The sequence below is a fragment of the Salibacterium salarium genome (genome assembly GCF_030813635.1).
Lineage (GTDB): Bacteria > Bacillota > Bacilli > Bacillales > Marinococcaceae > Salibacterium > Salibacterium salarium.
This window is the reverse complement of sequence record NZ_JAUSUM010000002.1, coordinates 246,881-272,429: the sequence shown is the minus strand read 5'-3', so window position 1 is coordinate 272,429 and position 25,549 is coordinate 246,881. Positions and strand designations below refer to the sequence as shown.

At 38.6% G+C, this 25,549-nt stretch carries 25 protein-coding genes and 1 other annotated feature; of the genes, 7 read left to right on the top strand and 18 right to left on the bottom strand.

The features are described from left to right. Positions 1–51: 51 nt before the first annotated feature. From J2S78_RS07185 to J2S78_RS07155, 7 genes are all read right to left on the bottom strand, one after another. Complete coding sequence (locus tag J2S78_RS07185; RefSeq protein WP_306897399.1) at positions 52–1,986, bottom strand: stage V sporulation protein D; 1,935 nt, start codon at positions 1,984–1,986, stop codon at positions 52–54. 107 nt (positions 1,987–2,093) lie between these two features. Continuing rightward, entirely contained in the window at positions 2,094–4,304 is a 2,211-nt protein-coding gene (locus tag J2S78_RS07180) for a penicillin-binding protein (RefSeq protein ID WP_306898744.1), read from the bottom strand. Positions 4,305–4,389: 85 nt separating this feature from the next. After that, on the bottom strand, positions 4,390–4,758 hold the full coding sequence (gene ftsL, locus J2S78_RS07175) for a cell division protein FtsL (RefSeq protein ID WP_125558672.1): 369 nt from the start codon (positions 4,756–4,758) through the stop codon (positions 4,390–4,392). Between the two features lie 11 nt (positions 4,759–4,769). Next, a complete protein-coding gene (rsmH, locus tag J2S78_RS07170) occupies positions 4,770–5,708 on the bottom strand; it encodes a 16S rRNA (cytosine(1402)-N(4))-methyltransferase RsmH (RefSeq protein WP_306897396.1) in 939 nt (312 codons plus the stop codon). Positions 5,709–5,747: 39 nt separating this feature from the next. After that, positions 5,748–6,179, bottom strand: a complete 432-nt coding sequence (gene mraZ / locus J2S78_RS07165; RefSeq protein ID WP_125558669.1) for a division/cell wall cluster transcriptional repressor MraZ — start codon at positions 6,177–6,179, stop codon at positions 5,748–5,750. A 153-nt stretch (positions 6,180–6,332) separates the two neighbouring features. Next, positions 6,333–7,955: a bacillithiol biosynthesis cysteine-adding enzyme BshC gene (bshC, locus tag J2S78_RS07160; RefSeq protein WP_306897393.1), complete on the bottom strand. Its 1,623-nt coding sequence runs from the start codon at positions 7,953–7,955 to the stop codon at positions 6,333–6,335. 67 nt (positions 7,956–8,022) lie between these two features. After that, positions 8,023–8,415 (bottom strand): DUF3397 domain-containing protein, encoded by a 393-nt coding sequence (locus tag J2S78_RS07155; RefSeq protein ID WP_306897391.1) that lies wholly within the window; start codon positions 8,413–8,415, stop codon positions 8,023–8,025. A 190-nt stretch (positions 8,416–8,605) separates the two neighbouring features. Here J2S78_RS07155 and J2S78_RS07150 point away from each other — a divergent pair, with 190 nt between their 5' ends. Beyond that, a complete protein-coding gene (locus J2S78_RS07150; RefSeq protein ID WP_306897390.1) occupies positions 8,606–9,112 on the top strand; it encodes an N-acetyltransferase in 507 nt (168 codons plus the stop codon). A gap of 172 nt (positions 9,113–9,284) precedes the next feature. Here J2S78_RS07150 and J2S78_RS07145 read toward each other — a convergent pair whose 3' ends face one another. The 3 genes from J2S78_RS07145 to J2S78_RS07135 all read right to left on the bottom strand — a co-directional run bounded on the left by J2S78_RS07145 (position 9,285) and on the right by J2S78_RS07135 (position 10,975). After that, on the bottom strand, positions 9,285–9,899 hold the full coding sequence (locus J2S78_RS07145) for an RsfA family transcriptional regulator (RefSeq protein WP_306897389.1): 615 nt from the start codon (positions 9,897–9,899) through the stop codon (positions 9,285–9,287). A 290-nt stretch (positions 9,900–10,189) separates the two neighbouring features. Further along, positions 10,190–10,366, bottom strand: a complete 177-nt coding sequence (gene rpmF / locus J2S78_RS07140; protein WP_306897386.1) for a 50S ribosomal protein L32 — start codon at positions 10,364–10,366, stop codon at positions 10,190–10,192. A gap of 75 nt (positions 10,367–10,441) precedes the next feature. Continuing rightward, on the bottom strand, positions 10,442–10,975 hold the full coding sequence (locus J2S78_RS07135; RefSeq protein WP_306897384.1) for a YceD family protein: 534 nt from the start codon (positions 10,973–10,975) through the stop codon (positions 10,442–10,444). 174 nt (positions 10,976–11,149) lie between these two features. Here J2S78_RS07135 and J2S78_RS07130 point away from each other — a divergent pair, with 174 nt between their 5' ends. Next, the gene (locus J2S78_RS07130) at positions 11,150–12,370 is read left to right on the top strand and encodes a nucleotidyltransferase (protein WP_306897382.1); all 1,221 of its coding nucleotides are present in this window, start codon (positions 11,150–11,152) and stop codon (positions 12,368–12,370) included. Between the two features lie 19 nt (positions 12,371–12,389). Here the strand turns inward: J2S78_RS07130 and J2S78_RS07125 are convergent, their stop codons facing one another. Beyond that, positions 12,390–13,442, bottom strand: a complete 1,053-nt coding sequence (locus tag J2S78_RS07125; protein ID WP_306897379.1) for a SepM family pheromone-processing serine protease — start codon at positions 13,440–13,442, stop codon at positions 12,390–12,392. Positions 13,443–13,641: 199 nt separating this feature from the next. Here J2S78_RS07125 and spoVV point away from each other — a divergent pair, with 199 nt between their 5' ends. Then, positions 13,642–14,868 carry a dipicolinic acid transporter SpoVV gene (gene spoVV, locus J2S78_RS07120; protein WP_306897377.1) on the top strand — a complete coding sequence of 409 codons (1,227 nt, stop codon included), beginning with the start codon at positions 13,642–13,644 and terminating at the stop codon, positions 14,866–14,868. Between the two features lie 208 nt (positions 14,869–15,076). Here spoVV and coaD read toward each other — a convergent pair whose 3' ends face one another. The 5 genes from coaD to J2S78_RS07095 form a co-directional block, all read right to left on the bottom strand. Continuing rightward, positions 15,077–15,571 (bottom strand): pantetheine-phosphate adenylyltransferase, encoded by a 495-nt coding sequence (coaD, locus tag J2S78_RS07115; protein WP_306897376.1) that lies wholly within the window; start codon positions 15,569–15,571, stop codon positions 15,077–15,079. Between the two features lie 14 nt (positions 15,572–15,585). Then, positions 15,586–16,140 carry a 16S rRNA (guanine(966)-N(2))-methyltransferase RsmD gene (gene rsmD, locus J2S78_RS07110; RefSeq protein WP_306897373.1) on the bottom strand — a complete coding sequence of 185 codons (555 nt, stop codon included), beginning with the start codon at positions 16,138–16,140 and terminating at the stop codon, positions 15,586–15,588. A 275-nt stretch (positions 16,141–16,415) separates the two neighbouring features. Then, entirely contained in the window at positions 16,416–17,606 is a 1,191-nt protein-coding gene (locus J2S78_RS07105) for an MFS transporter (protein ID WP_306897372.1), read from the bottom strand. A gap of 180 nt (positions 17,607–17,786) precedes the next feature. Next, entirely contained in the window at positions 17,787–18,062 is a 276-nt protein-coding gene (locus J2S78_RS07100; protein WP_306897370.1) for a YlbG family protein, read from the bottom strand. Positions 18,063–18,150: 88 nt separating this feature from the next. Next, a complete protein-coding gene (locus J2S78_RS07095; protein WP_306897368.1) occupies positions 18,151–18,936 on the bottom strand; it encodes an SDR family NAD(P)-dependent oxidoreductase in 786 nt (261 codons plus the stop codon). Between the two features lie 125 nt (positions 18,937–19,061). Then, positions 19,062–19,294, top strand: a binding site (T-box leader). A gap of 44 nt (positions 19,295–19,338) precedes the next feature. Here J2S78_RS07095 and proB point away from each other — a divergent pair. From proB to J2S78_RS07075, 4 genes are all read left to right on the top strand, one after another. Next, complete coding sequence (gene proB, locus J2S78_RS07090; protein WP_306897367.1) at positions 19,339–20,457, top strand: glutamate 5-kinase; 1,119 nt, start codon at positions 19,339–19,341, stop codon at positions 20,455–20,457. 1 nt (position 20,458) lies between these two features. Then, on the top strand, positions 20,459–21,706 hold the full coding sequence (locus J2S78_RS07085) for a glutamate-5-semialdehyde dehydrogenase (RefSeq protein ID WP_306897366.1): 1,248 nt from the start codon (positions 20,459–20,461) through the stop codon (positions 21,704–21,706). Positions 21,707–21,717: 11 nt separating this feature from the next. Further along, positions 21,718–22,551, top strand: coding sequence for a pyrroline-5-carboxylate reductase (proC, locus tag J2S78_RS07080; RefSeq protein WP_306897365.1), 834 nt, complete (start codon positions 21,718–21,720; stop codon positions 22,549–22,551). 160 nt (positions 22,552–22,711) lie between these two features. Continuing rightward, positions 22,712–23,551, top strand: a complete 840-nt coding sequence (locus tag J2S78_RS07075) for an ion transporter (protein WP_306897361.1) — start codon at positions 22,712–22,714, stop codon at positions 23,549–23,551. Between the two features lie 61 nt (positions 23,552–23,612). Here J2S78_RS07075 and J2S78_RS07070 read toward each other — a convergent pair whose 3' ends face one another. Then, a complete protein-coding gene (locus J2S78_RS07070; RefSeq protein WP_306897359.1) occupies positions 23,613–24,980 on the bottom strand; it encodes an aspartate kinase in 1,368 nt (455 codons plus the stop codon). A gap of 220 nt (positions 24,981–25,200) precedes the next feature. Beyond that, positions 25,201–25,539 carry a hypothetical protein gene (locus tag J2S78_RS07065; protein WP_306897358.1) on the bottom strand — a complete coding sequence of 113 codons (339 nt, stop codon included), beginning with the start codon at positions 25,537–25,539 and terminating at the stop codon, positions 25,201–25,203. Between the last annotated feature and the right edge of the window lie 10 nt (positions 25,540–25,549).

Genomic DNA, 25,549 nt, shown 5'->3' with positions numbered 1-25,549 from the left:
AACGAGGTACTATTGCTACTTGTGTGTCCTTCATTGGACACTTCATCTATTTTAATCGGAAGATTCCGATTTGTCATCCAGATAAAGCCTTATTGTTCCACCTTCTTTTATTTTTTCTCCGGGTTCGGGAGATTGAGCAACCACAACCGATCCTTCTCCTTCTTTTTCTATGTTGAACGGATAATAGGCCTGATGTAACTCTTTCAGATTTTTCCCTGTCACATCAGGAGTTTCTGTCAAAACATCATCATCCCAGTCTAAACTTTTTTCAAGTTGATTAGTCTGTTTTTCCACTCCCATAGCACTTAAACTATCACCAATAATATTACCAACGATTGGTGCGGCAACGATTCCACCGAATTGAAGTGTATCTTTCGGATTATCAATAGCAGTATAAACCACTATTTCTGGGTCATTCGCCGGAGCGAATCCAATAAAGGAAACGATATGATTATTCTCTAAATACTGCCCGCCTTCTGCTTTTTGAGCAGTTCCTGTTTTTCCACCTACTCGATATCCATCTACGAACGCACCTTTTCCTGTTCCTTTTGCTACAACATATTCTAACGCATGCCGTACTTCTTTAGAAGTTTGTTCTGAGATCACTCTTTGTTTCATTTTAGGTGGTGTCGATTGTTTCACCATTCCAGTTGTCGGGTCTAGCCATTCTTTTGCCAAATAAGGTTGATATAAATAACCACCATTTACTGCTGCTGACACCGCCGTTACTTGTTGGAGGGGGGTAACAGAAACCCCTTGACCAAAAGCTGTAGTTGCAAGTTCCAATGGGCCTACATTTTCCCTATTAAACAATATGCCCGTACCTTCGCCCTGCAAATCCACTCCTGTTTTTTTTCCGAAACCAAAATTATCAATATAGTCAAATAATGTATCGGTGCCCAGTCTTTCCCCTAGTGCAACAAATCCAGGGTTACAGGAATTTTGGACAACTTCCAAAAATGTTTGTTCGCCGTGTCCTCCTTTTTTCCAACAATGAAGTTTCGTTCCATTCACTTCAATATAACCGGGATCATTAAAATGATCGTTTTCTAAATCAACTTTCTCTTCTTCAAGAGCGGCAGCGAGTGTAATAATTTTAAATGTGGAACCCGGCTCATATGTCGACCATACAGGTTTATTTTGATTATAAACTTCTGCCGGGATTTCTCTAAAATTATCTGGGTTAAAATCAGGGCGGCTGCTCATACCGAGTATTTCACCTGAATCAGGATCCATTGCGATTGCAAGGGCCCCATCTGGATTATATGTTGCCTCAGCGATGTCCAATTCACGTTCGATGATTGTTTGTACGCGGTCATCAATCGTTAACCTTAAATCTTCACCTTTTTCAGGTTGTTCATATTCATCCGCCAGCCCTTGCAGCTTTTGTCCCTTTGCATCAGAAAAAAATGATACCCGCCCGGCTTCACCTTTAAGTCTCTCATCATAGTATTGTTCCAAACCGGTAAGACCCTGATTATCAATTCCAGCAAAACCTAGCACATGCGAAAGATATGTCCCTTTAGGATAGTGACGCTTATTGTCTTCAGCGATATATATCCCTTCTATATCAAGATCTCTTACTGCCTTTGCTTTTTCTTTACTTATTTTACGTCCTTCTGGATTTAAACGTACCAATGATTCATTCTTAGTCAGCCAACCATATGCTTTATCTTCACTTACTCCAAGAGTCACAGCTAACTCTGCTGCTGACTGCTCTGGATTTTCAATTTGTTTTGGGGCCGCAATCACAGAAGGGGCACTAATATTAGTCGCTAGTATTTCTCCATTTCGATCTAAAATTTCCCCACGTTCGGATTCAAATGGAACATCACGGCTCCATGAATCTTTCGCAAGTTCTGTCAACCATTCCCCCATCGAAAACTGAACAAAACCGAGCCGAAATAACAAGATTGCTATAGCAACAGCTCCACCAACAAGTACAAAAAAGAGTCTTTTTCTGACTGTAAGGAAAGATACGCGCATTTTGCGTTCCACCACCATAAGGTTTATATTAATCGTGCTAACGTCTTGTTTAAACCTTATGCTTGTTTACCTTTAATAAGAACGGATTTCATTCTACGCGTTTTTCGCTATTCTCTCTGTTGTTCTGCTTTTTGCTCATCACTTTCTTGTTGTTCTTGCTTTGTTTTAGAATTATTTTCTGCCGCTGTTTGCAATTCTATTGTCAGATGTCCTCCCTTCTGGACAGAAGCTCCAGAATCAATACTTTGATCTGTTACATACCCTGAACCCAAGTGATCTAGCTGGAGTTCTAAAAGGGTACTCAATCTTTTCACATCACGTAAAGACCATCCTGTCATATCCGGCATAGATATTTCTCCATCGGTTAACAGAAAAACTTTTTCTCCGATAATGAGCGGTTCTCCTGCCGTCGGGTATTGGTCCGTTATGGTTGAACCATCCCCAATTGTAAGTGGAGCTAACCCTCTATCTTCGAGGTGTGCAACGGCTTCATCAAGGTTTTCATCAACATAGGACTCTGCTTTCACTCCGTCTTCTTCATACACCTCTTCTTCTTCAACATCGTTAGGAGAAAGATTTAAATATGATAAACTTTGCTTCATAACTGGATTAAATATTTGAGATACAGGTGATGAACCAGATTCCGTATCTTCTAAATTTGGACGATCCACCGCTACATATACAATAATACTTGGATCATCAACAGGAGCCATTCCAATAAAAGAAAAAATATTTTGGTCTTCACCACTTAAATAACCCGGTCCATTCGGGTCACTAATTTGTGCCGTTCCTGTCTTACCGGCAACATCTATTCCATCTATTTGAAACGGTTGCCCTGTTCCGTCTTCTGACGTTACTACTTTCTCTAGCTTCTCTCTTGCTCTTGTAGCAGTATCTTCACTTATTGGGTTTCCTGCTGATTCTGGAGAAGCTTCATATGAATATTGATCTTCTTTAGAATTATAAATTTTATCAACAATATATGGGGTCATCATCTCTCCATCATTTGCAACCGCTGTGGCTGCTTGAAGAAGTTGAATCGGAGTAACAGCACTCGATTGTCCAAAACCAGTAACCGCAGTATTTAAATCAGTAGGCTTGGCTAAGTTACTATTGGCTTCATTAGGTAAATCAATTCCCGTACGTTCTGAAAATCCGAATTTATTCATATACTTAAAAAAACGTTCGGGTCCTAATTTTTCAAGAGCCACTTTTGCAAAAGCCACATTGGAGGAACGTATGAGCCCTTCGTCATACGTAATTTCTCCCCAACCTTGACTGTTATTGTGATCACCAATCGTACTTGATCCTATGTTATACGTACCAGATTGAAAAGTGTCACTCCCATCAAAGACCCCTTCTTCTATTGCAGCAGCCAATGTAAACATCTTCATAGTAGAACCAGGTTCAATCCTGTCTGAAACGGCATAGTTCGTATAATTAGTGATGGATTCATATTCGTTTGGATTAAAACTTGGACGATTCCCCATCCCTAATATCTCTCCAGTTTGTGCGTTAGCTACGATTGCTGTCATTTTATTAGGGTCATATTGCTCTTCTACTTTGGTCATTGCTTGTTCAATTGCTGTTTGTATATTTGAGTCAATGGTTAAATAGACATCTTCCCCATCTTCTGGTTCTTCTAGCTGCTCATTGACATTCCATAACGGAGTACCTTGTCGATTTCGTTGATAAGATAGAGACCCATCCGTCGGAGACATGTTTTCATCTAATTCTAACTCTAATCCCATTTTTGCTTCACTCATATCATGCTCTGTGTACCCTAACACATGAGAAGCAAATTCTTGATTCGGGTAATATCGTTTTGGTTCCGTGCGAAAATAAATACCTGGCAGATTCAACTCATCAATTTCCTCTTTTTCGGATAACGATAAATATTTAGAACCTGAACCGAGCTCTATTTGGAATTTCCCTTCCTCTATTCCATTCCGAAACATATTCGTTAGTTCTGAGACATCCTTTTCAATCAATGGAGCTAATTCCTCAGCTGTTTTTGATGGGTTCTCCACGTAACTTTCATAGTCTTCATTTAAAACAGCAAATGCAGTGTAGGACTGAACTTCTTCTGCCAACGGGGAACCTTCACGATCATAAATTGTTCCTCTTTGCCCATGTAATGTCGTTGACGTCGTCCAACGAGATTCTGCCATTGCCTCTAAGTTCTGACCATCTACCTCTTTACCTACCTGAACATATACGACTCTTCCAGCAAAAACTAGAAAAAACAATACAATTATTGTTAATAGAAGTAATGCTCTTTTAATAATACTTTTTCGTTTTTGAGCCAATCCATACACCACCTCATCTACGATACTTCTATGTAAACAGAACAAGGGCGGCAAGCATTAGCCGCCCCCCATTTTTTTATTTTCACTCTATTTATTAAGGTGTCGCGCCTTGAATAACTTTAACTTGCTTGTCGTCTAGTTCCATCCCCAATTCTTCTTTAGCATAATACATAATACGATCTGGAGAGCTGAGCTCTGAAACTTCAAGTTCGAGGCTGCGATTCATTTCTGTTTGTTCATTTATAGACTGATTCAAATTGGATATTTCACGTTCTTGTGTATAAATATTAGCATAGTTTGTGACCACAAAAACAGAAGCAATTAGTACGGCGATAATCATAGCGGAAAAGATAACCTTTTCCCCTTTTGAAATTTTCCCAGGGATTTGGTGTTGTTGCACATGTGTATGTACTGTCTCTGTTTGCTGTTTTTGACGTTGCAATTGCTGAGCCAAATTATCCAAAGCGCTTCCCCCTAACGTTTTTCCGCTATTCGCAGTTTTGCTGAATGAGCACGGTTATTTTCATCTAATTCTCCTACCTCTGCTGTTATCGGCTTTTTGGAAATTAATTTTAGCACCGGTTCTTGCCCTTCCGGTATCACCGGCAGCCCTTTCGGTAAATCAGGAGTACTGCTCTGCTCTTTAAAGATTTGCTTACAAATCCTATCCTCTAAAGAATGAAACGTAATGACACAAAGGCGCCCTCCGGGATTTAACAGCTCGACAGCATCTCTTAAAGCTCTCTCCAACACACCCAGTTCATCGTTCACAGCAATTCGTATGGCTTGAAACGTACGCTTGGAAGGGTGTCCACCTTTTCTTCGCGCAGGAGCCGGTATCGCTTTTTTAATAATGTCTGTCAATTCAAAGGTGGTTTCAATCGGCGCTTTTTGCCTGGCAGCTTCAATTTTACGGGCAATTTGTTTCGCAAATTTTTCCTCTCCATACTTAGAAATAATAAATGAAAGGTCATGAAAGCTCCATTCATTTACCACCGTTTCAGCAGTTAGTTCCTGGCGCTGATTCATCCTCATATCAAGCGGAGCATCATATCTGTAGCTGAACCCTCTAGCCGCTTCATCCAATTGTGGTGAGGAGACACCAAGATCAAATAGTATACCATCCACTCCAACTACGGAATGCTTTGACATTTGTCCTTTGAGATATTCAAAATTCTCGTTCAATAAAGTGAACTGACCTTTATATTGATGAAGCCTGTCTTCAGCATGAATCAGGGCATTTTCATCTTGGTCAAAAGCATACAAATGACCTGTTTTATTTAAGGACTGTAGTATTTTTTCGCTGTGACCTGCGCCACCGAGGGTGCAATCAATATATGTACCGTGGCTTTTCACAGCTAATCCTTCTACTGCCTCTTTCAGTAATACTGCATCATGGTTAAAAGATTCCAACGATTGGTGCCCCCCCTTCTTATCTTTATTTCGTCTATATTAAAAATCAAAGTCTACAATGTTTTCAGCGATTTCAGAGAAAGATTCTTGCGATTCTTCAAAATACGTTTCCCACTGTTCTTTGCTCCAAATTTCCACCCTAGTGGATACACCAATAACTACACATTCTTTTTTTATACCTGCATAGTGGCGCAAAGTGGAGGGAATACTTATCCTTCCCTGTTTATCTAGTTCACATTCTGTTGCTCCAGAAAAAAAGAATCTTGTGAAAGCCCGGGCATCTTTTTTGGTAAACGGAAGCGATTTAAGTTGAGACTCTAAACGTTCCCACTCATCCATCGGATATATGAACAAACATTCATCCATCCCGCGTGTAATAACAAACGTGGCTCCAAGACCCTCTCTAAATCGAGAAGGAACAATCATTCTGCCTTTGTCATCCACGTTATGATGATGTTCGCCCATAAACATGCCGAACCATCCTCCTCCACTTTCTATCTATAACTTACCACATTCCCCCACTTTATACCACGATTTATTGAAAATTTTTTAACGACAAAAAAACTCCCCTTTCATAGCGGGAGTTTACAAAAACTGCTTTCGTTTTAGACATTTTCTTATTTTTTACATTTTTATATATTTATGTTTTCCATTTCGTTCGATTTCGAGGGATTTTAAATCTTGAACAAAGGTGCTTCCATATTTATTTAAGAAAAAAATCATATTATAGACTCTCTCTTGTGGATTGTTGAAAGGGACTAGCATTTGCTCTGCTTTTTTGATTCTTTGAACACGGTCCATCTCCTTGTTTTCTTGATAATTATCTATTTTTTCTGCAAAGGAATAGATTTCTTTCTGAATGATTTTCCAATTCGTCTCACCATAACTTCTTTCTGATGGGGCAATCTTTCCCCACTCTTGTTGCATATTGGCATGATACGGTTCTATTTCTTGTAACAGCTCTTCTGCCATGGAGGCTCCATCGACTTTTTTGGCATGTTTGCGGATTTGTTCAATATGCGACCCCGCTCCGCTTTTTAGCAATTGTGGTACAGTTAATGATTCTTTATCCATAACGGATTGAACGAAGCGAGGAACGACTGTTATCTCCATCCTCGGAAGCAAAGGTGGCATATACAGCCCAAAACGGTGAAACAAAGGCTTCAACAAAGACCAATAATTTATTTCACCCGGACCTGCTATATAACCGAGTACAGGAAGTAATTGTTCTTGAATTAATGGACGTGTCAAAGCATTTGTGCTTAAGTTTTCCGGATGAGATGATGCTTGCTTTATTAAATCATTTTCATGGATGGATAGGTTTCCAGTTTTATCTGTGTACATGTTTTCACTTTGTTTATATAACAACTGCCGTTTTTGGTGATAATGATAAAAAAGCTGAGCACTTTTGTCGGACAAACCTTCTGGGGTTTCATAGTCAAATGCCTTACGATTATCAATCCCTTGTTTTACGGCGTCTCTTACAACGTTATTGGCATGAATTAATTCCAAAAACATATCTGTTTCCATTTGGCGCAAGTCATGATGATTTGCATCTAACATTATTAGACCAGTGTCTTTAAACAACCATCTCATCACTTCGGCGAAAAAGTCAGTCATCGTCAACGATTTTCCTGCCAATTGCTGCAACGAATGATATACATCTGTGGTATGATTCGTTTCTGGGAGCACAGTCATAACCTCTCGCCACCATCTTTCAAAAGCTTCCTCGTCAAGCAGCTGGTCAGAGACCGGCTTACCCGGGTCATGTTCTCCCTTATACGTCACTTTTCTAGGCTTATCATCATTTGGTAAGAATATATGATTAACCTCATCCCAATCATGATCTTCGCCAGCGATCCAAAACACAGGCAGAACAGGCACACCAAGCATTTCTTCTTTAGCTTCTGCTTCTTTTAGAATTGTCAAAGCTTTTGTAATCGTGTAAAACGGGCCCGATAATATTCCTGCCTGCTGCCCTGTCACCATCATAACTGCGTCAGGATTATGAAGTTTGTCCAATTCCCGCAAAGCTCCAATATTATACTTTAGTTTATTATTATATTTGTATAAATGCTTATAAAGTGATTCTTTCGGGTATGTTCTACTAGATAATTCATAAAGACGCTTTTTTATATCTTCCGATGATTGTCCATAATCAAAAAGAGACTGAGCCCTTTCACCGTTTTCTACATAATCTTTTACAAATTTATTGGTATGCGGTATGTATTCTTCAAATACGTCCATTATGAATCCTGCCTTTCTTTCACACTACAACGTACATGTTTCTTTTTTATCAGATTATCACGAACGTTTACGCAATGAAAGCTGAAAGCAAATAGCTTATCCACCCGTAACATACCAATAATAAATAGGAAGCAAGAAATAGAAAAAAAGTGAAGCGCCATATACCTTTCATTAGTTTGACAAACTCGACCTCTTCTCTGGCACGATAATGCGCAATCGTAAATAACACGGCTGTCACTAAAATAACAAGAAAAATGACCCATAAATACGATTGGCCCCATATTTCCATTACGAGCAAGTGAACCGCCGCAATAAAGAAAACAGTTGTGATGTCAGTCGCCATCCGGATAGCTTTAGATTTTCTTTTTGTCGATTTTACAATAGTAATATAAACAATGTACCAGGCTAGAAAAGGAAGAGTGAGCAAAGTAGCTAATATTGAAACGATAATATTACTCAATATCGTTCCTCCCCTTTCTCCATATAACACATGTACTTTGTAGCATATACGAGTCACTCACATGAATCAATCTTTTCTTGTGTCCGAATATTAAAATAATTATGTATATTCTATACTGCAATATCTTTTTTACAAAAATATTCCTTTCTATAGTATAATGAAGACATTCGGATAGGTAAGGAGGTTTACTATGAGTAAACAAGATGTAAAGCGCTTACTAGTAAATTATAAGACATTAGAAGAGTTTCAAAACTTTAAAGAAATCGGTGTTCAAGAGCTTTCAATGAAAGAAGAGCTTGAAGAAAATATCATTGAAAATGACAGCGAATCTCCGTTCTATGGTATTTATTATGGTGATCGTCTTGTCGCCCGCATGTGTCTCTATAAAATCGACAGCAAATTTGATTTTTATTTTGATCCTCCTCAAAATTACCTTGAGCTATGGAAACTAGAAGTATTAGAACCTTACAGGAAACTTGGTTTTGGCGAAACATTAGTGAATTATGCTAAATCATTTAATTTACCAGTGAAAACCAATGCTCGTCAACGTTCTGATTATTTTTGGGAAAAAATGAATTTTGAGTCTGTCACTTATAATCCAGATCGTGATCGCGGCGAAAATCCCTATGTATGGTACCCAGAAGGCGTTCAAGCACAAAAACAGTCTGGAACCGAATCTAGTTTAGCCCCTGAATAAACAAGATTCATTTGCCTATAGACTCTATAATTGAATTTCTCTCAAAAACCTTATACGTAAGAGTTTTATGAAATACTATATGACAAAAAACTCAAAAATGCCGATTCGACTGAATCGGCATTTTTAATTTATACGCAGTTGTTTCCATCTTACACGTTACATTTATCATTGTTTACCCGCTTTCTTCCATTTCATCTTCTTGTAAATACGGAAGAGCCCCTTCTGAAAGCGCTCTTGCTTTTTCCATTACATCTAACAGTGCCTTATAATCCTCTCTCAATCGTTTGAAATCCCTTTTTACTTGTAGAAGTTCCGTTTCGAGCTTCTCGTTTTCTTGTTGCATCGCTTCCTTTTTCTCAGCGAGTCCATCTAGTTTTTCATTATTTGTTTCGTCCATAAATTGTGAAAGACCTTGCAGAAATAAAATCGTTTCTTTTAGTTGCGTTAACATCTCATTTGATTTCGTCGTTTCTTGCTGTCCTTGTTGGACAGAATAATCGGTTGATTCTTCGATCTCGTTATTTTTCTTATCCTCTTTTTCTTCCATTATCGCTGGTTGTTTCGTACCTGTTTTATGTGTGCGAGCCATTTCTATTGCACTTTCATACTTTTTTCTTATACATGCATTCCAGCGAAATCCACAAGCCGCAGCTGTTCTTGATAGCTTTTCAGCTGCTTCCTGAAAGGCAGATAATTGTGTACTTCCTTCCCTGACATGTCTTAACACAATTTCAGCTAGCATAATATCATCATCTGCCGACCACGCATCCTGACGTGATAGTGTCATTGTTATCCCTCCGTTCTTTACTTTATTTCTATGATTTCTAAATAGAAGATAGAATCGCTCTATCAAATGATTATCTCCTTTTTTTCGTGAAATTATTCCCTTTTTAAAAAAAGAGAACAAATATAGTTATGAGACAAGGCTTGAAATAATCCTTCACATGATTGTATGTACTAGTCATTAGTTGTTTTGAGTGACATTAGAATCGATGGCAAATTGTCACAAAGACTATCCAATAACACAAAAAAACTGCTTTTCAGAGGGAACTTCCTCGAAAAGCAGTTTTTTTACCATTAATTGTTTTCTACTACGGTTTCTCCCTTATAGGAACCGCAATGTTTACAAATACGGTGAGATAGTTTCATGTCACCGCAATCTGGACATTTTACCATGCCAGGCACGGAAATTTTATGATGTGTGCGACGTTCTTTTTTACGCGTTTTTGACGTACGTCTTTTTGGTACTGCCATATGTCCCACCTCCTTTAAGAGTTGAATACTTTTGCCAGGCGAAGATTAACATATTGCCTCTTTCGCTCTTACATCCTATTTGTCAAAATACTTGGCTAAATCAGCCATTCTAGGATCGACTTCTGATTTATCCTCTTCTTTCTTCTCCTTAACGTTATCCTCGGTTATAACTTCCCAATTTTTCCCGGATTGCGGGGCTGGTGCTTCATCTTCACCGATATCTTCAGCGAAAACTTGAATAGGAAGTTCAACTAGAATATTTTCTTTTATATAAGGAAGAAGATCAACATAGCCGTTTTCTGGCTCATGTAATTGAATTTCTTCTTCATCGACCGGATTGCCGTCTAAACGAAAACTTTCTAGCATTTGAACATCAAATGGAAAATTGACATCGGCAAGCGTGCGTGAACAAGGCAAAATCATCGATCCTTCTAAACGAAGATGAAAGGTAATTGTTTCACCAGTAAATGCAGCATGACCTGTGACTTTCACAGAGCTGATATCCCGAATTTCACGATCACGTTCTGTTAAATCACTGACATCAACAGAATCATCGATGTCAAATCCAGTTTCATTCTTCGCAAGCAGTTGTTGAATACTCCATCTCATTGGGTATCACCTCTAGGCAACAAGAGTAATTATATCCACCATACATTTATTTGTCAATATTTTTTCTTTACATTATACTAAAAGGAAACAAACAGTTTACTTATCATAACATGTCTTCCACCCGAGCGAAAGATGCATGATATATATAGCTGTTATAAAGGAGACTTTATCGTTATGAAAGCCGTCGGATTAATTGTAGAATATAACCCCTTTCACAATGGTCATCAATATCACGTCCAAGCTGCCAAAAAAGCAGCAAATGCCGATGTAGTAGTTTGTGTAATGAGTGGTTATTTTTTGCAACGAGGAGAACCCGCACTATTACCAAGACGTGATCGCACATTGATGGCACTTCAGGGCGGAGCTGACTTAGTAGTCGAACTTCCTTACATATTCTCAAGTCAACATGCGGGCTGGTTCGCTCAAGGCGCTATTTCTATATTAGATAAACTAGGTGTAGATACCGTTTGTTTTGGAAGTGAACATGGGGAGATTACTCCATTTATAAAGTTGCTTGATTTTTTGGAGACCAAGAGTCAAACCTACGATACCTATATAAAAAAATTTAGTAAACAGGGATATAGTTTTCCGAAAGCAGCTTCTCTGGCATTCGCAAAATTAGATCCCGATAAAGATTGTCCTGATTTATCACAGCCTAACAACGTATTAGGTTATCACTACATGCGTGCGATCAATTATTTAAATTGTTCCATTACACCAGAAACAATAAAACGAACAGCGTCGCATTACCACGATAAAAATTTATCGGGCTCCTCGATTTCCAGTGCAACCAGCATACGCCGTTCTCTTATAGAAGATTCCAAAACTCCAGAAAAAATTCACAATGTAGTACCCGCTAGTACGTTTCAAGTGATACAAGATTTTTTAAACAATGGAGGCCATTATTACAATTGGGAGCAATACTTTTGTTTTCTTCAAGCAAAAACGCTTACTTTATCATCTGCATTTCTATCAGAAATATACGAAGCGGAAGAAGGATTGCATCACCGTTTTCAAACATTAATAAAAACGCATGCTTCCTTTCACAGTTTTATGACAGCATTAAAAACAAAGCGCTATACTTGGACAAGGCTACAACGTTTAGCGGTGCAAGTATTAACGGGGACATTGAAATCTGAAGCGAGACTTGCTCTAGAAACACAACAAGCAGACCATATTCGTGTCCTAGGAATGAACTCATCTGGGCAAGCATATTTAAATCAAATAAAAAAACACATTGATATACCCGTATTTTCAACACTTCCAAAAAATAAAACACCACAACAACAATTGGATGAAAAAGCTGCGATGGCTTATTACACTGTCCTACCTCCATCAATGCGAAAAATAAAATGGGATCATGAATATAAACAGCCTCCGATTATTTTGAATTAAAGAATCGGAGGCTGTTTATTTATGATGAAGAATCTTGTTTCTCGTTTAAATAAGTTATCGCATCTGTTATATGCTGAACAGGAACAATTTCCATTGACGTATTTATTTCATCTCCGGCTTCTACCGCTTCTTCATAATTCGATGGAGATGCAGCATCATCATCAGGGGCAAAAAATACGTCCACATTCGAACTATCTGCTGCGACAATTTTTTTATCAATTCCACCAATTCGGCCTATATTCCCCTCATCATCTATTGTTCCTGTTCCCGCAACATCTAATCCACTTGTCAAATCATCTTTTGTAAGCTGATTGTATATTTCCATGGAAAACATAAAACCAGCGGATGGTCCTCCGATTGAACCAGACTTAATCTCAACATTTGGATCAAATGTTACTTCCCTATCCGTGTATGGGTAAAGAAGACCAAGTCCTGCTCTTCCTGAACTATCTAGTTCCTCTGGAAAAGTGTCGATTTCCACATTTTCTGTTACGGTTTGTTCATCTCTTTTTACGGTAATCTCCATTTCTGTACCGACGTCTTTATTTTCAAGTATTGCATTCATTTCCTCTAGCGTATTCACACTATCTCCATTGATTCCTGTAATCCTATCATTTTCTTGTAGATGGTTTTCTGCATCCATTCCCTCAATGACTTGCGCTACTCGAATACCGTTATACCTAACCTCAAAAGTACGATCAGCTGCTTTATAAGCAGCAATCTTAGCAGATTGTTGGGAGCTGTCCATCAACATATCCTGACGATGAAAATATTCTTCATCTGTTTCGCCCTCTCTCAAAAAGTTTTCCTCAGGTGTTAGGTCACGAAAAGATGAAAGTTGCGCCCAGACATACAACGGAATGTTTGCTTTTCTTTGACGAATAGTTGTTAAGTAAAATTCACCCTGCTCTTCATAACCTTCTTCTACTGCTATCATTTCCGCAAGCCCTGAAGCCTCACCTGGTTGTGAATAATAATAAGGCAAGGGAATCTGGTTAATGGCAAGGATAAGAATTAGCACGATAAGTATAATCCAACTGCGGCTAATAGTAGTTTTTTTCCGGTGTTTCATGCTGCATCTCCTTTCATCGCTGCTCATTTTCAATGTCTTTTTTGTCACTTTGGTCTAAATATCGTTATTCATTACATATTCATGTTGGAGAGGAACTAGTCCAAATTCAAAGAAAGAGATACGTTTATTTTAACATGTTTTAACAAACAAATGCTTTGTGTTTGACTTTGTAACATAGCCTGCGAGGAGGAATCCGGACTTGAGACTACGAGAACTGACGATGCTTATCATGGCGCTGTTAGTATGTATCTTTACGCTAAGTTTAATTATATACCCACAGGAAGTACTCGAATCATCAAGAGACGGTCTTCTCATATGGAGTAATTCTGTCTTCCCTTCTCTGTTACCATTTTTTATTGCTGCTGAATTGTTAATCGCGTTTGGGGTAGTTAGCTTTCTTGGCGTTATATTAGATCCTATTATGCGTCCATTATTTAATGTACCGGGAGCTGGAGGTTTTGTTTGGGCAATGGGGCTCGTATCAGGATTTCCTTCTGGTGCAAAATTCACGGTAAGGCTTCGGAAGCAAAAAAAAATCACACAAGAAGAAGCTGAACGTCTGGTTAGTTTCACAAACTGCTCTAATCCTCTTTTTATATGCGGTGCAGTTGCTGTTGGTTTTTTTCATAATGTATCTCTTGGTTTATTGTTAGCCTTTACTCATTATTCGTCCAATGTGGTGGTCGGATTAATTATGCGTTTTTACAAATCTACTACCTCTCCTTCAACGGAAGCGGTATCCTCTCACTCAGTAAAAGTTGCCATTCAAGCAGCACTTCATGAACAAAATAATGACAAGCGCCCTTTTGGAAAAAAGCTAGGGGATGCTGTCACATCGTCTATTAATACATTGTTCATGATTGGTGGATTTATCGTTTTATTTTCTGTGTTATACAGACTTTTGAACGTAACTGGAATAATTGATTATATGGCGTGGTTCCCTAATCTGATATTAGCATCCGTATCCTATGGATCGGACCTTGCTTTCCCCTGGCTTTCTGGATTTTTCGAAATCACCGTTGGGAATAAATTAATTAGCGATTTAGCTTCTATACCTTTACTGCAAAAAGCTGTGGTGGCAGCATTTATTCTTGGATTCAGTGGCTTTTCTGTCCACGCTCAAGTAGCAAGTTTACTCGCAGAAACTGACATTCGTTTTTCCCCGTTTTTTTTCGCCCGCTGGCTTCATGGTATTATTGCAGCTTTGTTAACTTATATTTTCTGGCAGCCGTTATATATCCAACGGCTGGAGCAACCGGCAGTGTCAGGAAGTACGAATGAATCATTTATTGTAATATGGGAAACCATCAATAAACAGATCATAAACTACGGTAGTTTCGTGACAATGGTGTTTCTTTTCCTTTATATTCTACTAATAACATCCTTTACAACAAAGGAACATACAAGGAATCGGGATTCGTTTTAATCATTTAACAGTATTTCACGACAATATCACTAAGATTCATGCATGAACCAATTTATCGTCCGAGTTATTAGTCATAAGAAAAGGGGCTGCCCCCATACAACTTTGGAGGCAACCCTTGTTATTCAGCAGTTTTTCATAGTGAAATTGTTCCGTTATTAGTTGTTAGGGTGCACGATTTTCCATAGATTTCATCCAAAAACACAGACTGTTACGTGGTAGAGAATGGTCCATACTTTTCATATAATGACCTTGCGACATACTCTGGTACAAGACCATCCACATTCGCTTCATACTTTGCTACTTCTTTAACAATACTCGAACTTAAATAAGAATATTGATTATTTGTCATCATAAAAAATGTCTCAATTTCAGGATCAAGTTTGCGGTTAATAGATGCTGCTTGCATCTCATACTCAAAATCAGACACAGCCCTCAATCCTCTGATTATTGTTTTTGCATTCTTATTTCTTACATAATCAATGAGCAAACCATTAAAAGAATCAATTTCTACGTTCGGTATGTCTGCAACCGAATGTTGAAGCATTAAAGCTCTCTCTTCTATTGAAAACAATGGATCTTTGTTACGATTATGTAAAACGGCCACAATCACTTTATTAAATACTTTGGCACTTCTCTCAATAATGTCTATATGTCCGTTAGTGACAGGGTCAAAGCTACCAGGATAAACTGCAACGCTGGCCATAATAACCTCCTCCTTTATTCCGCTCTTTCATAAATAGATACACTTGTATCCCCATAACGTTCCGTACTTTGTTTTGTGAACCCTGCAATTTCATCCGAAAGTGTTGACGACGAATGATGTTCGCATATTACTATTCCTTTTTCGTTCAACAAACTCATTTCTGCAATACCTTCTAATAATTCAGATATAACGAGCTTATGATAAGGAGGATCCATAAAGATAATATCAAAAGTTCTTTTTCTTTTACCAAGAGCTGATAATGCCCGAAGAACATCATTACAATAAACTTCCGTATGTTCTTCTACTGCAACCGTTTTTAGATTCTGTTTTATTATTTTCACCGAATGCGGCGCTTTATCAACAAACATACATGAATCTATACCGCGGCTGATAGCTTCAATACCTAAACTTCCTGTGCCAGCATATAAATCAAGCCCGTATCCTCCCTCAAAATAAGGACCAATCCGGTGAAACAGTGCTTCTTTCACCTTATCAGACGTGGGTCTTGTTTTCATCCCGGGAACCGCTTTCAGAGTTTTTCCTTTATAAACACCAGAAATGACGCGCATACACGTTCTTTCCTTTCTTAAATTTCGTCCTAATCCTACCACAAAAACAGAAAAAGGCAAACATAAGAATTTATGATTCATCCAAAAAACACGTATAAATCTGCTTTTCATCGTGCATACTTACAAACAGCAGCATGAATCCATGTTGCTGGCAACCGCGGAGAAGGCTTACGTTTCCCCATAAGTTCTTCCTCCGGTTTCTCCTCTCCCATAGCCCGGGATATACGGGCAAGGCTGTTCCTACAACCCTGAGGAACAGCCTTTTTTTATTACTTTTATCTATTATCCAATACCGGCAAAACTTGTTTTCTCATCGTGATAACACCAATAAACAATAACAAAGCGGAAATGATGAACAAGCTTCTTATACCAGCAAATCCCGCTATGAAGCCTCCAATCATTGGACCAAGCATATTTCCTAAAAACAAGAAACTATTCGAAAATCCATACGTTCGGCTTTCCATCCCCTCAGGTGCAAGCTTTCGAATAAGCGTGTTAGCAGCCGGAAGCAGTCCTCCTAAGCATAATCCAGTGAAAAATCTCATACCAATAAGCTGCCACAACTCCGTTACAAAGGCTTGTGGTATCGAACAAATAGCAGCCCCGATTAAGGAACCATATAAAACATATTGTGCTCCTTTTCGATCGCTCCATTTTCCAAGTTTCGGTGATGCCAACATATTGGCAAATCCCATTGAAGAAACTGCCAGACCAGCAAAGAAAGCACTATTCATCCCTTCACTCAATTCTTCTACAAACAGCGATACAAGCGGATTGACACCGACTAAACCGAATTGAATTAAGAATATAATAACATAAATGGACGGAATCGGCTTTATTGCAGCAATAGTTTTAAAATCCTGTTTAGTACTTGTTTTCTCTTCATTCTTCGGAGGGGTAAAATCTTCTTTTACGAAAATCAATACAGTAAAGGCAGCCAGTGCAATAAAAATTCCTGTAATATTAAAAATCATACGGAATCCTACAATTTCTGCCATCAATCCACCGAATAACGGTCCGCAAATACTGCCAGCTACTGCGCCAGCCTGTAAAATGCCAAGCGCCCGACCGACATACTCTTTTGGTGTATTAGTCGATATCAATGCTATCGATGCTGGGTTAAAACCAGAAATCGTTCCATTTAGTAACCTAAAAAAGAAAAGACTCCATGGACCTGTGGCAAATCCCATCAGTATCATAACAATCGCCATCCCAAAACCGGAACGCAACACCATTAAACGTCGTCCGTGCTTATCTGCTAACCGCCCCCAAAAAGGAGAAACAAGGAAAGCACTAAAAAAGTTAATACCAAAAATAAGACCCGCCCACGTACTGACTTTGGCAGGGTCTGTTACACCAAGCTCCTGTAAATACAGCGGCAAAAAAGGGACAATCATTGTCATTGCCGCCATTACAATAAATATTGAAACCGTTAATATATAAAGATTTTTCTTCCAATTAATCATGAAAAGTCCCTTCTTTCTACTCCGTTATTTTAATACAATTCGAGGAACGAAACAATTAATAGAAATAATGATCAAACCTCCCGTAAAAGAAGCATTTGTTATCACGTCAAACGTTACAGTAATCATCAAAATAACTGGCAAAAAAGAGCGTCTCTTTCCAAAAAAGAAAGAGACGCTCTTTTAAATACCTACATTGTAGTCATAAGAATTTTCTTTTGGTTTGCTTGGCTTGCTAAATTCCGTTCGAATCTCTGGTTTTTTTGATCGTTCCGCTTTGTCTACATAAGATAATGACTCTAACTCCTGTACTAAATGATGAACATCCGAACGATTGCAATATAAAATAGCATATTTCATACTCTTCGAAACATAATATACGACTCCGTATTTGCGCAAGTGACGTACTTGTTTTGTCGAACGGAGCCAGACGGCGATTCCTACTCGATCTACATGCATCGGTCTGTCTCCTTTTCATTAAAATGAGTTTCACTCAGTCTAGCACGAGTCTATCGTAACAGCAATATAGCTTATAAATAAAGCTGTTTTATTTTTTCTTAAACTGACGGTTTCCTAGCTTTTCTACAACAGCCGGAATCACAGCATGAATTCGAGCTGCAGCTGCCATCCACCATGGTAAATTCAATTCCCGCCGTGGTTTATCTACCAATCCCATGATTTTTTTTGCAAGCTTAGCAGGATCAACAAAAAAGTTCTCTACAGCCTTCTCATAGTTTCCGCTTGGATCTGCTTTTCTTATAAATGGTGTTCGTACTGGTCCAGGATTAACGATTGAAACACGAATAGAAAATGCCGATGTTTCCAAACGAAGAGCATTACTGAATCCAATTAGTGCGTGCTTCGTTGCTGCATAGATTGAGGATTTCGGTGTGGCTAAACGACCTGCTTGAGAGCCTATATTTATGATATGGCCATCATTACGTGTCTTCATATACGGCAGTATTGTTTTTGTTATATTAAACACACCTGTGATATTCACATTAATCATCTGTTTTACGTCTTCTGATGTTAAGTTTTCCACCAAGTCAAAAGTTCCAACACCAGCATTATTTATGACAACATCAATTTCACCAAAATGCTGTTCAATCTCCACTATCATTTCTATTACTGCTTGTTCGTCTGTTACGTCTACTGGAAAAATGCTACAAACGCAGCCCATTCTCCTAAGTTCCTTCTCAAGACTTTTTAATTTCTGAACAGATCTTGCAACAAGTAAAGGATAATCACCGTTATCAGCTGCTTTTTTGGCAAGCTCTGCTCCAATTCCACTCGATGCCCCTGTAATTAGTATATTTTTTGGTGTACGGGCCATTTTATCGCCCCTTTCCCGCTTTATGTAAGTTAATATATAATATCGATAAATACTTGACAAATGGATTCAATTTCTCAGATAATTAAGATACATATAAAATTTTAACGTAATCAATATTTATACAGAAATCGGCCGCGAAAGGGAATAGTAAAATTCCGCATTTCCATTCAGAGAGCAAAACCCTAGGCTGAGAGGTTTTGCACGGAAAATACGTTTTTGAACCCGCCTTGGAGCTGTCAGGACATAACTTGACCGTCTATCCTTCGTTACAGGATGTATCAAGAGAGACGACATCTTTTTTTCATTTGTTGTCTAATAAAGGTGGTACCGCGGAACCGATGACTCTTCCGTCCTTTTAGAAAGAAGGACGGAAGAGTTTTTTGTTTGAAAGGGGTGATAAATATGAAAAAAGAGCGTATCGTCGTTAAAATTGGAAGTAGTTCGTTAACGAATTCCGGCGGAGAATTAAGCCGGACCAAACTAAATGCTTATGTTGAATCCATTGCTAGGTTAAAAAAAGAAGGCCATCAAGTCGTCCTTATTTCTTCTGGTGCGGTGGCAGCTGGGTTTTCAGGATTAAAATATCCTACCCGTCCTGTTACTCTTGCAGGCAAACAAGCATCCGCGGCAGTGGGCCAAGGTTTATTAATGCAGGCGTACACAGAAGCATTTAAAGAATATGGTATTGAAACCGGTCAAATACTTTTGACGCGCGATAATTTTTCCGATAAATCTCAATATCAAAATGCCTACTCTACTTTAACCGAATTGCTAAACCGCGGCGTTCTCCCAATTATTAACGAAAATGACTCCATTGCTGTTGATGAGCTAACATTTGGTGATAATGATATGCTGTCCGCACTTGTCGGGGGGCTTATTCACGCCGATTGTCTAATCATTATAACAGATATAAATGGAATTTATGATTCTAATCCTAAAACGAACTCAAATGCTAAACGATATCACTTTCTATCAGAAGTTCACGAGGAACTCTTTGAGGAGGCTGGTGAAAGTGGGAGTAGCGTCGGTACTGGTGGAATGAAATCAAAACTTCAGGCTGCTCATACAGCATTATCACTTGGATTGAGAGCATTTATCGGAATGACTTCGGGTCCTTCATCATTATTAGATGTTTTAGCCGGAAAAGGAGACGGCACCTACATCGGATTCCCAGGACGTTTTGTGCTGAACAGTAAAAAACAATGGCTTGCCCTTCATTCTTTATCTACAGGGGAACTCACTATAGACGAAGGGGCAAAAACAGCCCTATTGCAAAAAGGACGGAGCTTACTTCCAGCCGGCATCATTAAGGTGGATGGTCAATTTGAAATGGGAGCCGTCGTAGAAGTGAAAGATTATAAAGGACATTTGATTGGAAAAGGCCAGGTCAACATGTCAGCGACTGAAATCATGCAAATTAAAGGGAAATCTTCCCTCGAAGCAGCTGCAATGACCGTTACCCAAAGAGCAGAGGTCATCCATCGTGATGAGTGGGTTCATATAGAAAAGGAGAGGATATAAAATGGGAATTATTTTAGAACAGGGAAAAAAAGCGAAAAAAGCCGCAGACAGCATAGCAATGCTTACCTCTATAGAAAAGAATGAGTTATTATCTGCAATAGCAGATCAGCTTGAAAAAGATAAAGAACTGATTTTAGCTGAAAACGAAAAAGACTTACAAGCTGGTTACGATAACGGTATTTCCAAAGCTCTAATGGACAGATTACGATTAAATGAACAGCGTATTTACAATATGGCCGACGGCTTTCGGCATATCCAAAGTCTTCAAGACCCAATCGGCCAAGCAATCGAAAGCTGGACTCGCCCTAACGGCATTCATATCCAAAGTATTCGTGTTCCGCTTGGCGTAGTTGGTATTATTTATGAAGCCCGCCCTAACGTGACAGCAGATGCCGCTGCACTATGTTTAAAAACGGGAAACGCAGCGTTTTTAAGAGGAAGTTCATCAGCTGATTTTTCAAACAAAGCAGTCGTCTCTTCCATTCATAAAGTGCTCGAAAACCATAATATTCCAACAGATGCCATTCAGTTAGCAAAAGATACATCCAGAGAAGCAGCTGCAGAATTGTTTACGATGAACGATTATTTGGATGTCCTTATTCCTCGAGGTGGAGCAGGTCTTATTCAAACCGTTGTACAGCAGTCTTCTGTTCCAGTTCTTGAAACAGGAGTAGGAAACTGTCATGTGTTTATAGATGAAAGCGCCACAAAAGAAATGGGAATAAATATCGCTCTTAACGCTAAAACGAATAGGCCGTCTGTATGTAATGCTGCTGAAACAATTATCTTACATGAAAAATGGGCGGAGCAACACGGGACAGCACTTATTAAAACGCTCGTAGAAAATGAGGTTGAAGTTCGGGGTGATCAAAGTGTACAGTCAATCCACCCTGATGTTAAAGCCGCCACCGAAACAGACTGGTCAGAAGAATATTTGGACTTAACCACCGCTGTCAAGATGGTACCAGATATCAATGGTGCTATTGCTCATATTAAAGAATACAGTACCGGACATTCTGAAGCGATCATAACAGAAGAAGAATCCAATAAGAACCTATTTTTCTCAAACTTGGACGCAGCTGTTCTTTATCATAATGCATCTACCCGATTTACCGACGGTTTTGAGTTTGGTTTCGGAGCAGAAATTGGTGTCAGTACTCAAAAACTTCATGCCCGTGGACCAATGGGATTAAATGCTTTAACATCTTTGAAATATTTAGTAGAAGGCAGCGGCCAAATAAAAGAATAGGAGGAAACATGATGACAGACGACAAAACCATTGCCTTCATTGGCGCAGGATCGATGGCAGAATCAATTATCGGTGGTTTGCTCAAAAAACATCTTGTATCACCAACAAATATTACTGTTACTAATCATTCTAACGAGCAACGTTTACTAGACATAAAAAACAATTTTGGTGTTAATACAACACCTACTCCAACAAAAGCAGTCGAAATAGCAGATATCATCATCTTAGCTATGAAACCAAAGCATATAGAAGAAGCTGTTGCTACACTCAAACCTGTTATAACAGAAAATAAATTAGTTCTCTCTGTTCTAGCCGGTGTGACTACTTCTTACATCGAACAATTATTAGATAATCCCATTCCTGTTGTTCGTGTAATGCCTAATACATCAGCGAAAGTAGGAGCATCATCAACAGCAGTCAGTTCTGGTTATTATGCAGCCCAACATCATCTCGATCAAGCAGCGGACTTATTCTCCGCTATTGGAACCGTGACGATTCTTGAAGAATCTCATCTAGATGCTGTTACTGGCATTTCCGGCAGTGGACCGGCTTATTTCTATTATTTTGTAGAAGCTATGAGTAATGTAGCCAAAGATGCTGGTTTATCTGAAGAAAAAGCGAAAGAATTAATCATACAAACAATCTATGGTGCAGCTGTCCGCCTTCAATCATCACATTTGTCCCCGCGAGACCTTTACAATGAAGTGATAAGTCCAGGAGGTACAACAGAAGCAGCATTCCAATCAATGGAAAGTAATAGATTACAAGAAAGCTTTCAGAAAGCTATTCACGCTGCCATTAATCAATCAAAAGCTTTAGGAGGTTCTACAAAGTTCAATAATTAGTAACGATAAAGACGTGACATTCCAAGAAAAGGGTGTTGCGTCTTTTCACTGTTTGTACACGTTTTTTTCATTTATCATCTTTATTCTCTTCTATTCTTCTAGTAGAATCAAAAAGCAGCGGAAAAGGAAAGGAATCGTAAAGGAGAGGAAATCGATACTTATGAACAGCAAGTCTGCGGAAAATTGGAGAGATAAAATATCACGTCTTGTCGAACATCGACTATTTATACATTCGGTGATGATTATAATTCTCATCAATGCGGCGATTGTTGGACTAGAAACATTTCAAGGGATTTATCAAAATAATCAATCACTTTTTTACATGGCCGACCGGATCCTACTATGGATTTTTACGATTGAAATTGCGTTGCGAATCGTTGGTTCTAAACCCTTTTATTCTTTTTTTCGAGGCCCATGGAATTGGTTTGATTTCTTAATAGTTATATCTGGCTTTATATTTACCGGCGCTCATTTTGTAACAGTCCTGCGTGTACTAAGAGTGTTAAGAATTCTTCGAGCAATATCATTCATCCCATCATTACGGCGGTTGGTTGATGCACTGCTTATGACTATTCCAGCACTTGGAAATATTATGATTTTAATGGGGATCATCTTTTATATTTATGCTGTAATTGGTACGATATTATATCAACATATTGCACCTGAATATTTCGGAAGTCTTGGAGATTCCTTGCTCACACTTTTTCAAGTAGTTACGTTAGAGTCATGGGCTAGTAATGTCATGAGGCCATTACTAGAGACTTCACCATCAGCTTGGATTTACTTTGTCAGCTTTGTACTTGTTGGTACCTTTGTCATTTTTAACTTATTCATCGGTGTCATCGTTAATAATGTGGAAAAAGTTGATGAAATGGGAATGGAACAGGATAGTACTCTAGTTTCTGAGAAATCCTCCGAAAATGAAGTGAAAGAGTTGCGAAAGGAAGTTCAAGAATTAAAAGAACTGCTCCTAGATGAAAAAAAGCATCGAAGCAAATAATTTTTAAGTATAACAAAAAGCTCTTTTGCCTGGATGTGGCAAAAGAGCTTTTTCATCGATTCTACTGTAACACTTCTTTTGTACTGAAGAATTCTTCATATAATCCACGGATTGCTTTATCTACATCCTCATCATGTATACCAAACGATAGAGAAACTTCTGAAGAACCTTGATTAATCATTTCAATATTAACTTCTTTTTCAGACAGAGCTTTGGTTGCCCTTGCTGCAATCCCTACCGTTTCATGCATTCCTTCACCAACAAGCATAATCATTGCAAAATCTTTTTCAAAGTACGCATCATCCGCACCAAGTTCATTTATAATACGATGAATGATTTTTTCTTCTTTTTCAGGAGTTAATTGGTCATTTTCTAAAATCACGGATGTATCATCAATACCAGACGGAATATGTTCATATGAAATTCCTTCATTTTCAATAATCGATAATAACTTGCGACCAAAACCAACTTCACGGTTCATTAAATATTTTCGTACATAAATGGTGCTAAAACCTTTATCCGCTGCAATACCTATCACAGGGTTCAACGCATATTCCCGTTCATTAATAATCATTGTGCCGCTTGCTCCAGGGTTATTTGTGTTTTTTACACAAACGGGGATATTGCTTTTAAACGCTGGTATGAGCGCTTCATCATGAAACACACCAAACCCTGCATAAGATAGCTCTCTCATTTCTCTGAAAGTCATGCGTTTAATCGCACATGGGTTGTCTACCACCGTTGGATTCGCCGCAAAAACTGAATCGACATCGGTGAAATTCTCATAAAGTTCAGCCTTAACACCTGCTGCAATAATGGAACCAGTAATATCTGATCCACCACGCGGAAAAGTCACAAGCTGATTTTCTTTGGAAAAACCAAAAAATCCAGGAATAATTAAAATGCCGTTTTTGTCTCGTAGTTTGTATAAATGATCATATGCTTCATCCAAAACTTGAGCGTTCCCCGGTGTGTTACTTACAAACAGACCTGCATCTTGAGGATGGATGTAATCAGCTACAATACCAATGCTTTGCAAATAACGAGCAATAATTTTTGCATTGTTATCCTCTCCGCTTGCTTTCATTTGATCCATAAAACGATCTCTGTCAGTCGGATCAAAAGCTAAACGGCTTTTCAAATCATCCTCAATAGTTTGCACGATGTCCTCATCAAGTCCGAGGCCTTTAGCAATATCGCGATATCGTTCCACAACTTTCTGTAACGGCTCCTCTGCCTTTTTTTCTTTCAAAAAGGTTTCTCCAAGTTCTATTAACAAATCTGTGACTTTCGTGTCTTCATCGTTCCGTTTTCCTGGTGCTGACACAACAACAAATTTGCGGTCTTGATCGGCTGTGATTATATCCGATACTTTCTTAATTTGATCTGCACTGGCAAGCGAACTGCCTCCAAATTTAGCTACTTTCATCTCTGTTATTACAACTCCTATGTGTCATAGTGTGATGTTCCTTACATTATATTTGAAAATTTCACAAATATCAGCTTATCATACGTCTTGTATCCTAACAAAGGTGTTTTGACTTTATACAAACTAGTGCCTTAGCGTATGAAAGCGTGAGGACTCATCATTCAACATACTCTCTTTATCTATCGCTCATACTTATATGTTCTTAATTATTGTCAAATAATTATTGCTTTTCCCACAAACTGCTACTCCATTTACTTCCAACTAGCCCCAACATTTTAAGCAATGCTATGTTCAATGTGACGTCTTCTTCTACTAAACTATTCGTTGTACATTTGGATTCTGCTTCATAATCAAGCTGTTGAGCTTCACCCAAGTCACTTTCCTGCAGGTAGTTACTGAGTTCTGCCTCATTAAAACAAGGTGGACTTACATACTCTTGATTCGTATGATCTACAATTGTCCTTACGTCAGGCGGAGCACTTAGTTGAATCGGTATAAAAAAACCCGAGATTATGATTGCAGCTAATAATATGGCACCAATAGTTAGTGTTCCTTTCATCCGTTTCACT

Excerpts from the sequence above, each read along its gene's own strand:
- J2S78_RS07105 (WP_306897372.1), bottom strand. The coding sequence starts at position 17,606 with ATGATTAATTGGAAGAAAAATCTTTATATATTAACGGTTTCAATATTT.
- rsmD (WP_306897373.1), bottom strand. The coding sequence starts at position 16,140 with ATGCGCGTCATTTCTGGTGTTTATAAAGGAAAAACTCTGAAAGCGGTT.
- bshC (WP_306897393.1), bottom strand. The coding sequence starts at position 7,955 with ATGGACGTATTTGAAGAATACATACCGCATACCAATAAATTTGTAAAA.
- J2S78_RS07145 (WP_306897389.1), bottom strand. The coding sequence starts at position 9,899 with ATGACACTATCACGTCAGGATGCGTGGTCGGCAGATGATGATATTATG.
- J2S78_RS07125 (WP_306897379.1), bottom strand. The coding sequence starts at position 13,442 with ATGAAACACCGGAAAAAAACTACTATTAGCCGCAGTTGGATTATACTT.
- proC (WP_306897365.1), top strand. The coding sequence starts at position 21,718 with ATGACAGACGACAAAACCATTGCCTTCATTGGCGCAGGATCGATGGCA.
- J2S78_RS07100 (WP_306897370.1), bottom strand. The coding sequence starts at position 18,062 with ATGCATGTAGATCGAGTAGGAATCGCCGTCTGGCTCCGTTCGACAAAA.
- J2S78_RS07085 (WP_306897366.1), top strand. The coding sequence starts at position 20,459 with ATGGGAATTATTTTAGAACAGGGAAAAAAAGCGAAAAAAGCCGCAGAC.
- J2S78_RS07130 (WP_306897382.1), top strand. The coding sequence starts at position 11,150 with ATGAAAGCCGTCGGATTAATTGTAGAATATAACCCCTTTCACAATGGT.
- coaD (WP_306897376.1), bottom strand. The coding sequence starts at position 15,571 with ATGGCCAGCGTTGCAGTTTATCCTGGTAGCTTTGACCCTGTCACTAAC.
- J2S78_RS07185 (WP_306897399.1), bottom strand. The coding sequence starts at position 1,986 with ATGCGCGTATCTTTCCTTACAGTCAGAAAAAGACTCTTTTTTGTACTT.
- J2S78_RS07095 (WP_306897368.1), bottom strand. The coding sequence starts at position 18,936 with ATGGCCCGTACACCAAAAAATATACTAATTACAGGGGCATCGAGTGGA.
- J2S78_RS07135 (WP_306897384.1), bottom strand. The coding sequence starts at position 10,975 with ATGAGATGGAGTATTCAACAACTGCTTGCGAAGAATGAAACTGGATTT.
- J2S78_RS07065 (WP_306897358.1), bottom strand. The coding sequence starts at position 25,539 with ATGAAAGGAACACTAACTATTGGTGCCATATTATTAGCTGCAATCATA.
- proB (WP_306897367.1), top strand. The coding sequence starts at position 19,339 with ATGAAAAAAGAGCGTATCGTCGTTAAAATTGGAAGTAGTTCGTTAACG.
- rpmF (WP_306897386.1), bottom strand. The coding sequence starts at position 10,366 with ATGGCAGTACCAAAAAGACGTACGTCAAAAACGCGTAAAAAAGAACGT.
- J2S78_RS07150 (WP_306897390.1), top strand. The coding sequence starts at position 8,606 with ATGAGTAAACAAGATGTAAAGCGCTTACTAGTAAATTATAAGACATTA.
- J2S78_RS07075 (WP_306897361.1), top strand. The coding sequence starts at position 22,712 with ATGAACAGCAAGTCTGCGGAAAATTGGAGAGATAAAATATCACGTCTT.
- mraZ (WP_125558669.1), bottom strand. The coding sequence starts at position 6,179 with ATGTTTATGGGCGAACATCATCATAACGTGGATGACAAAGGCAGAATG.
- J2S78_RS07070 (WP_306897359.1), bottom strand. The coding sequence starts at position 24,980 with ATGAAAGTAGCTAAATTTGGAGGCAGTTCGCTTGCCAGTGCAGATCAA.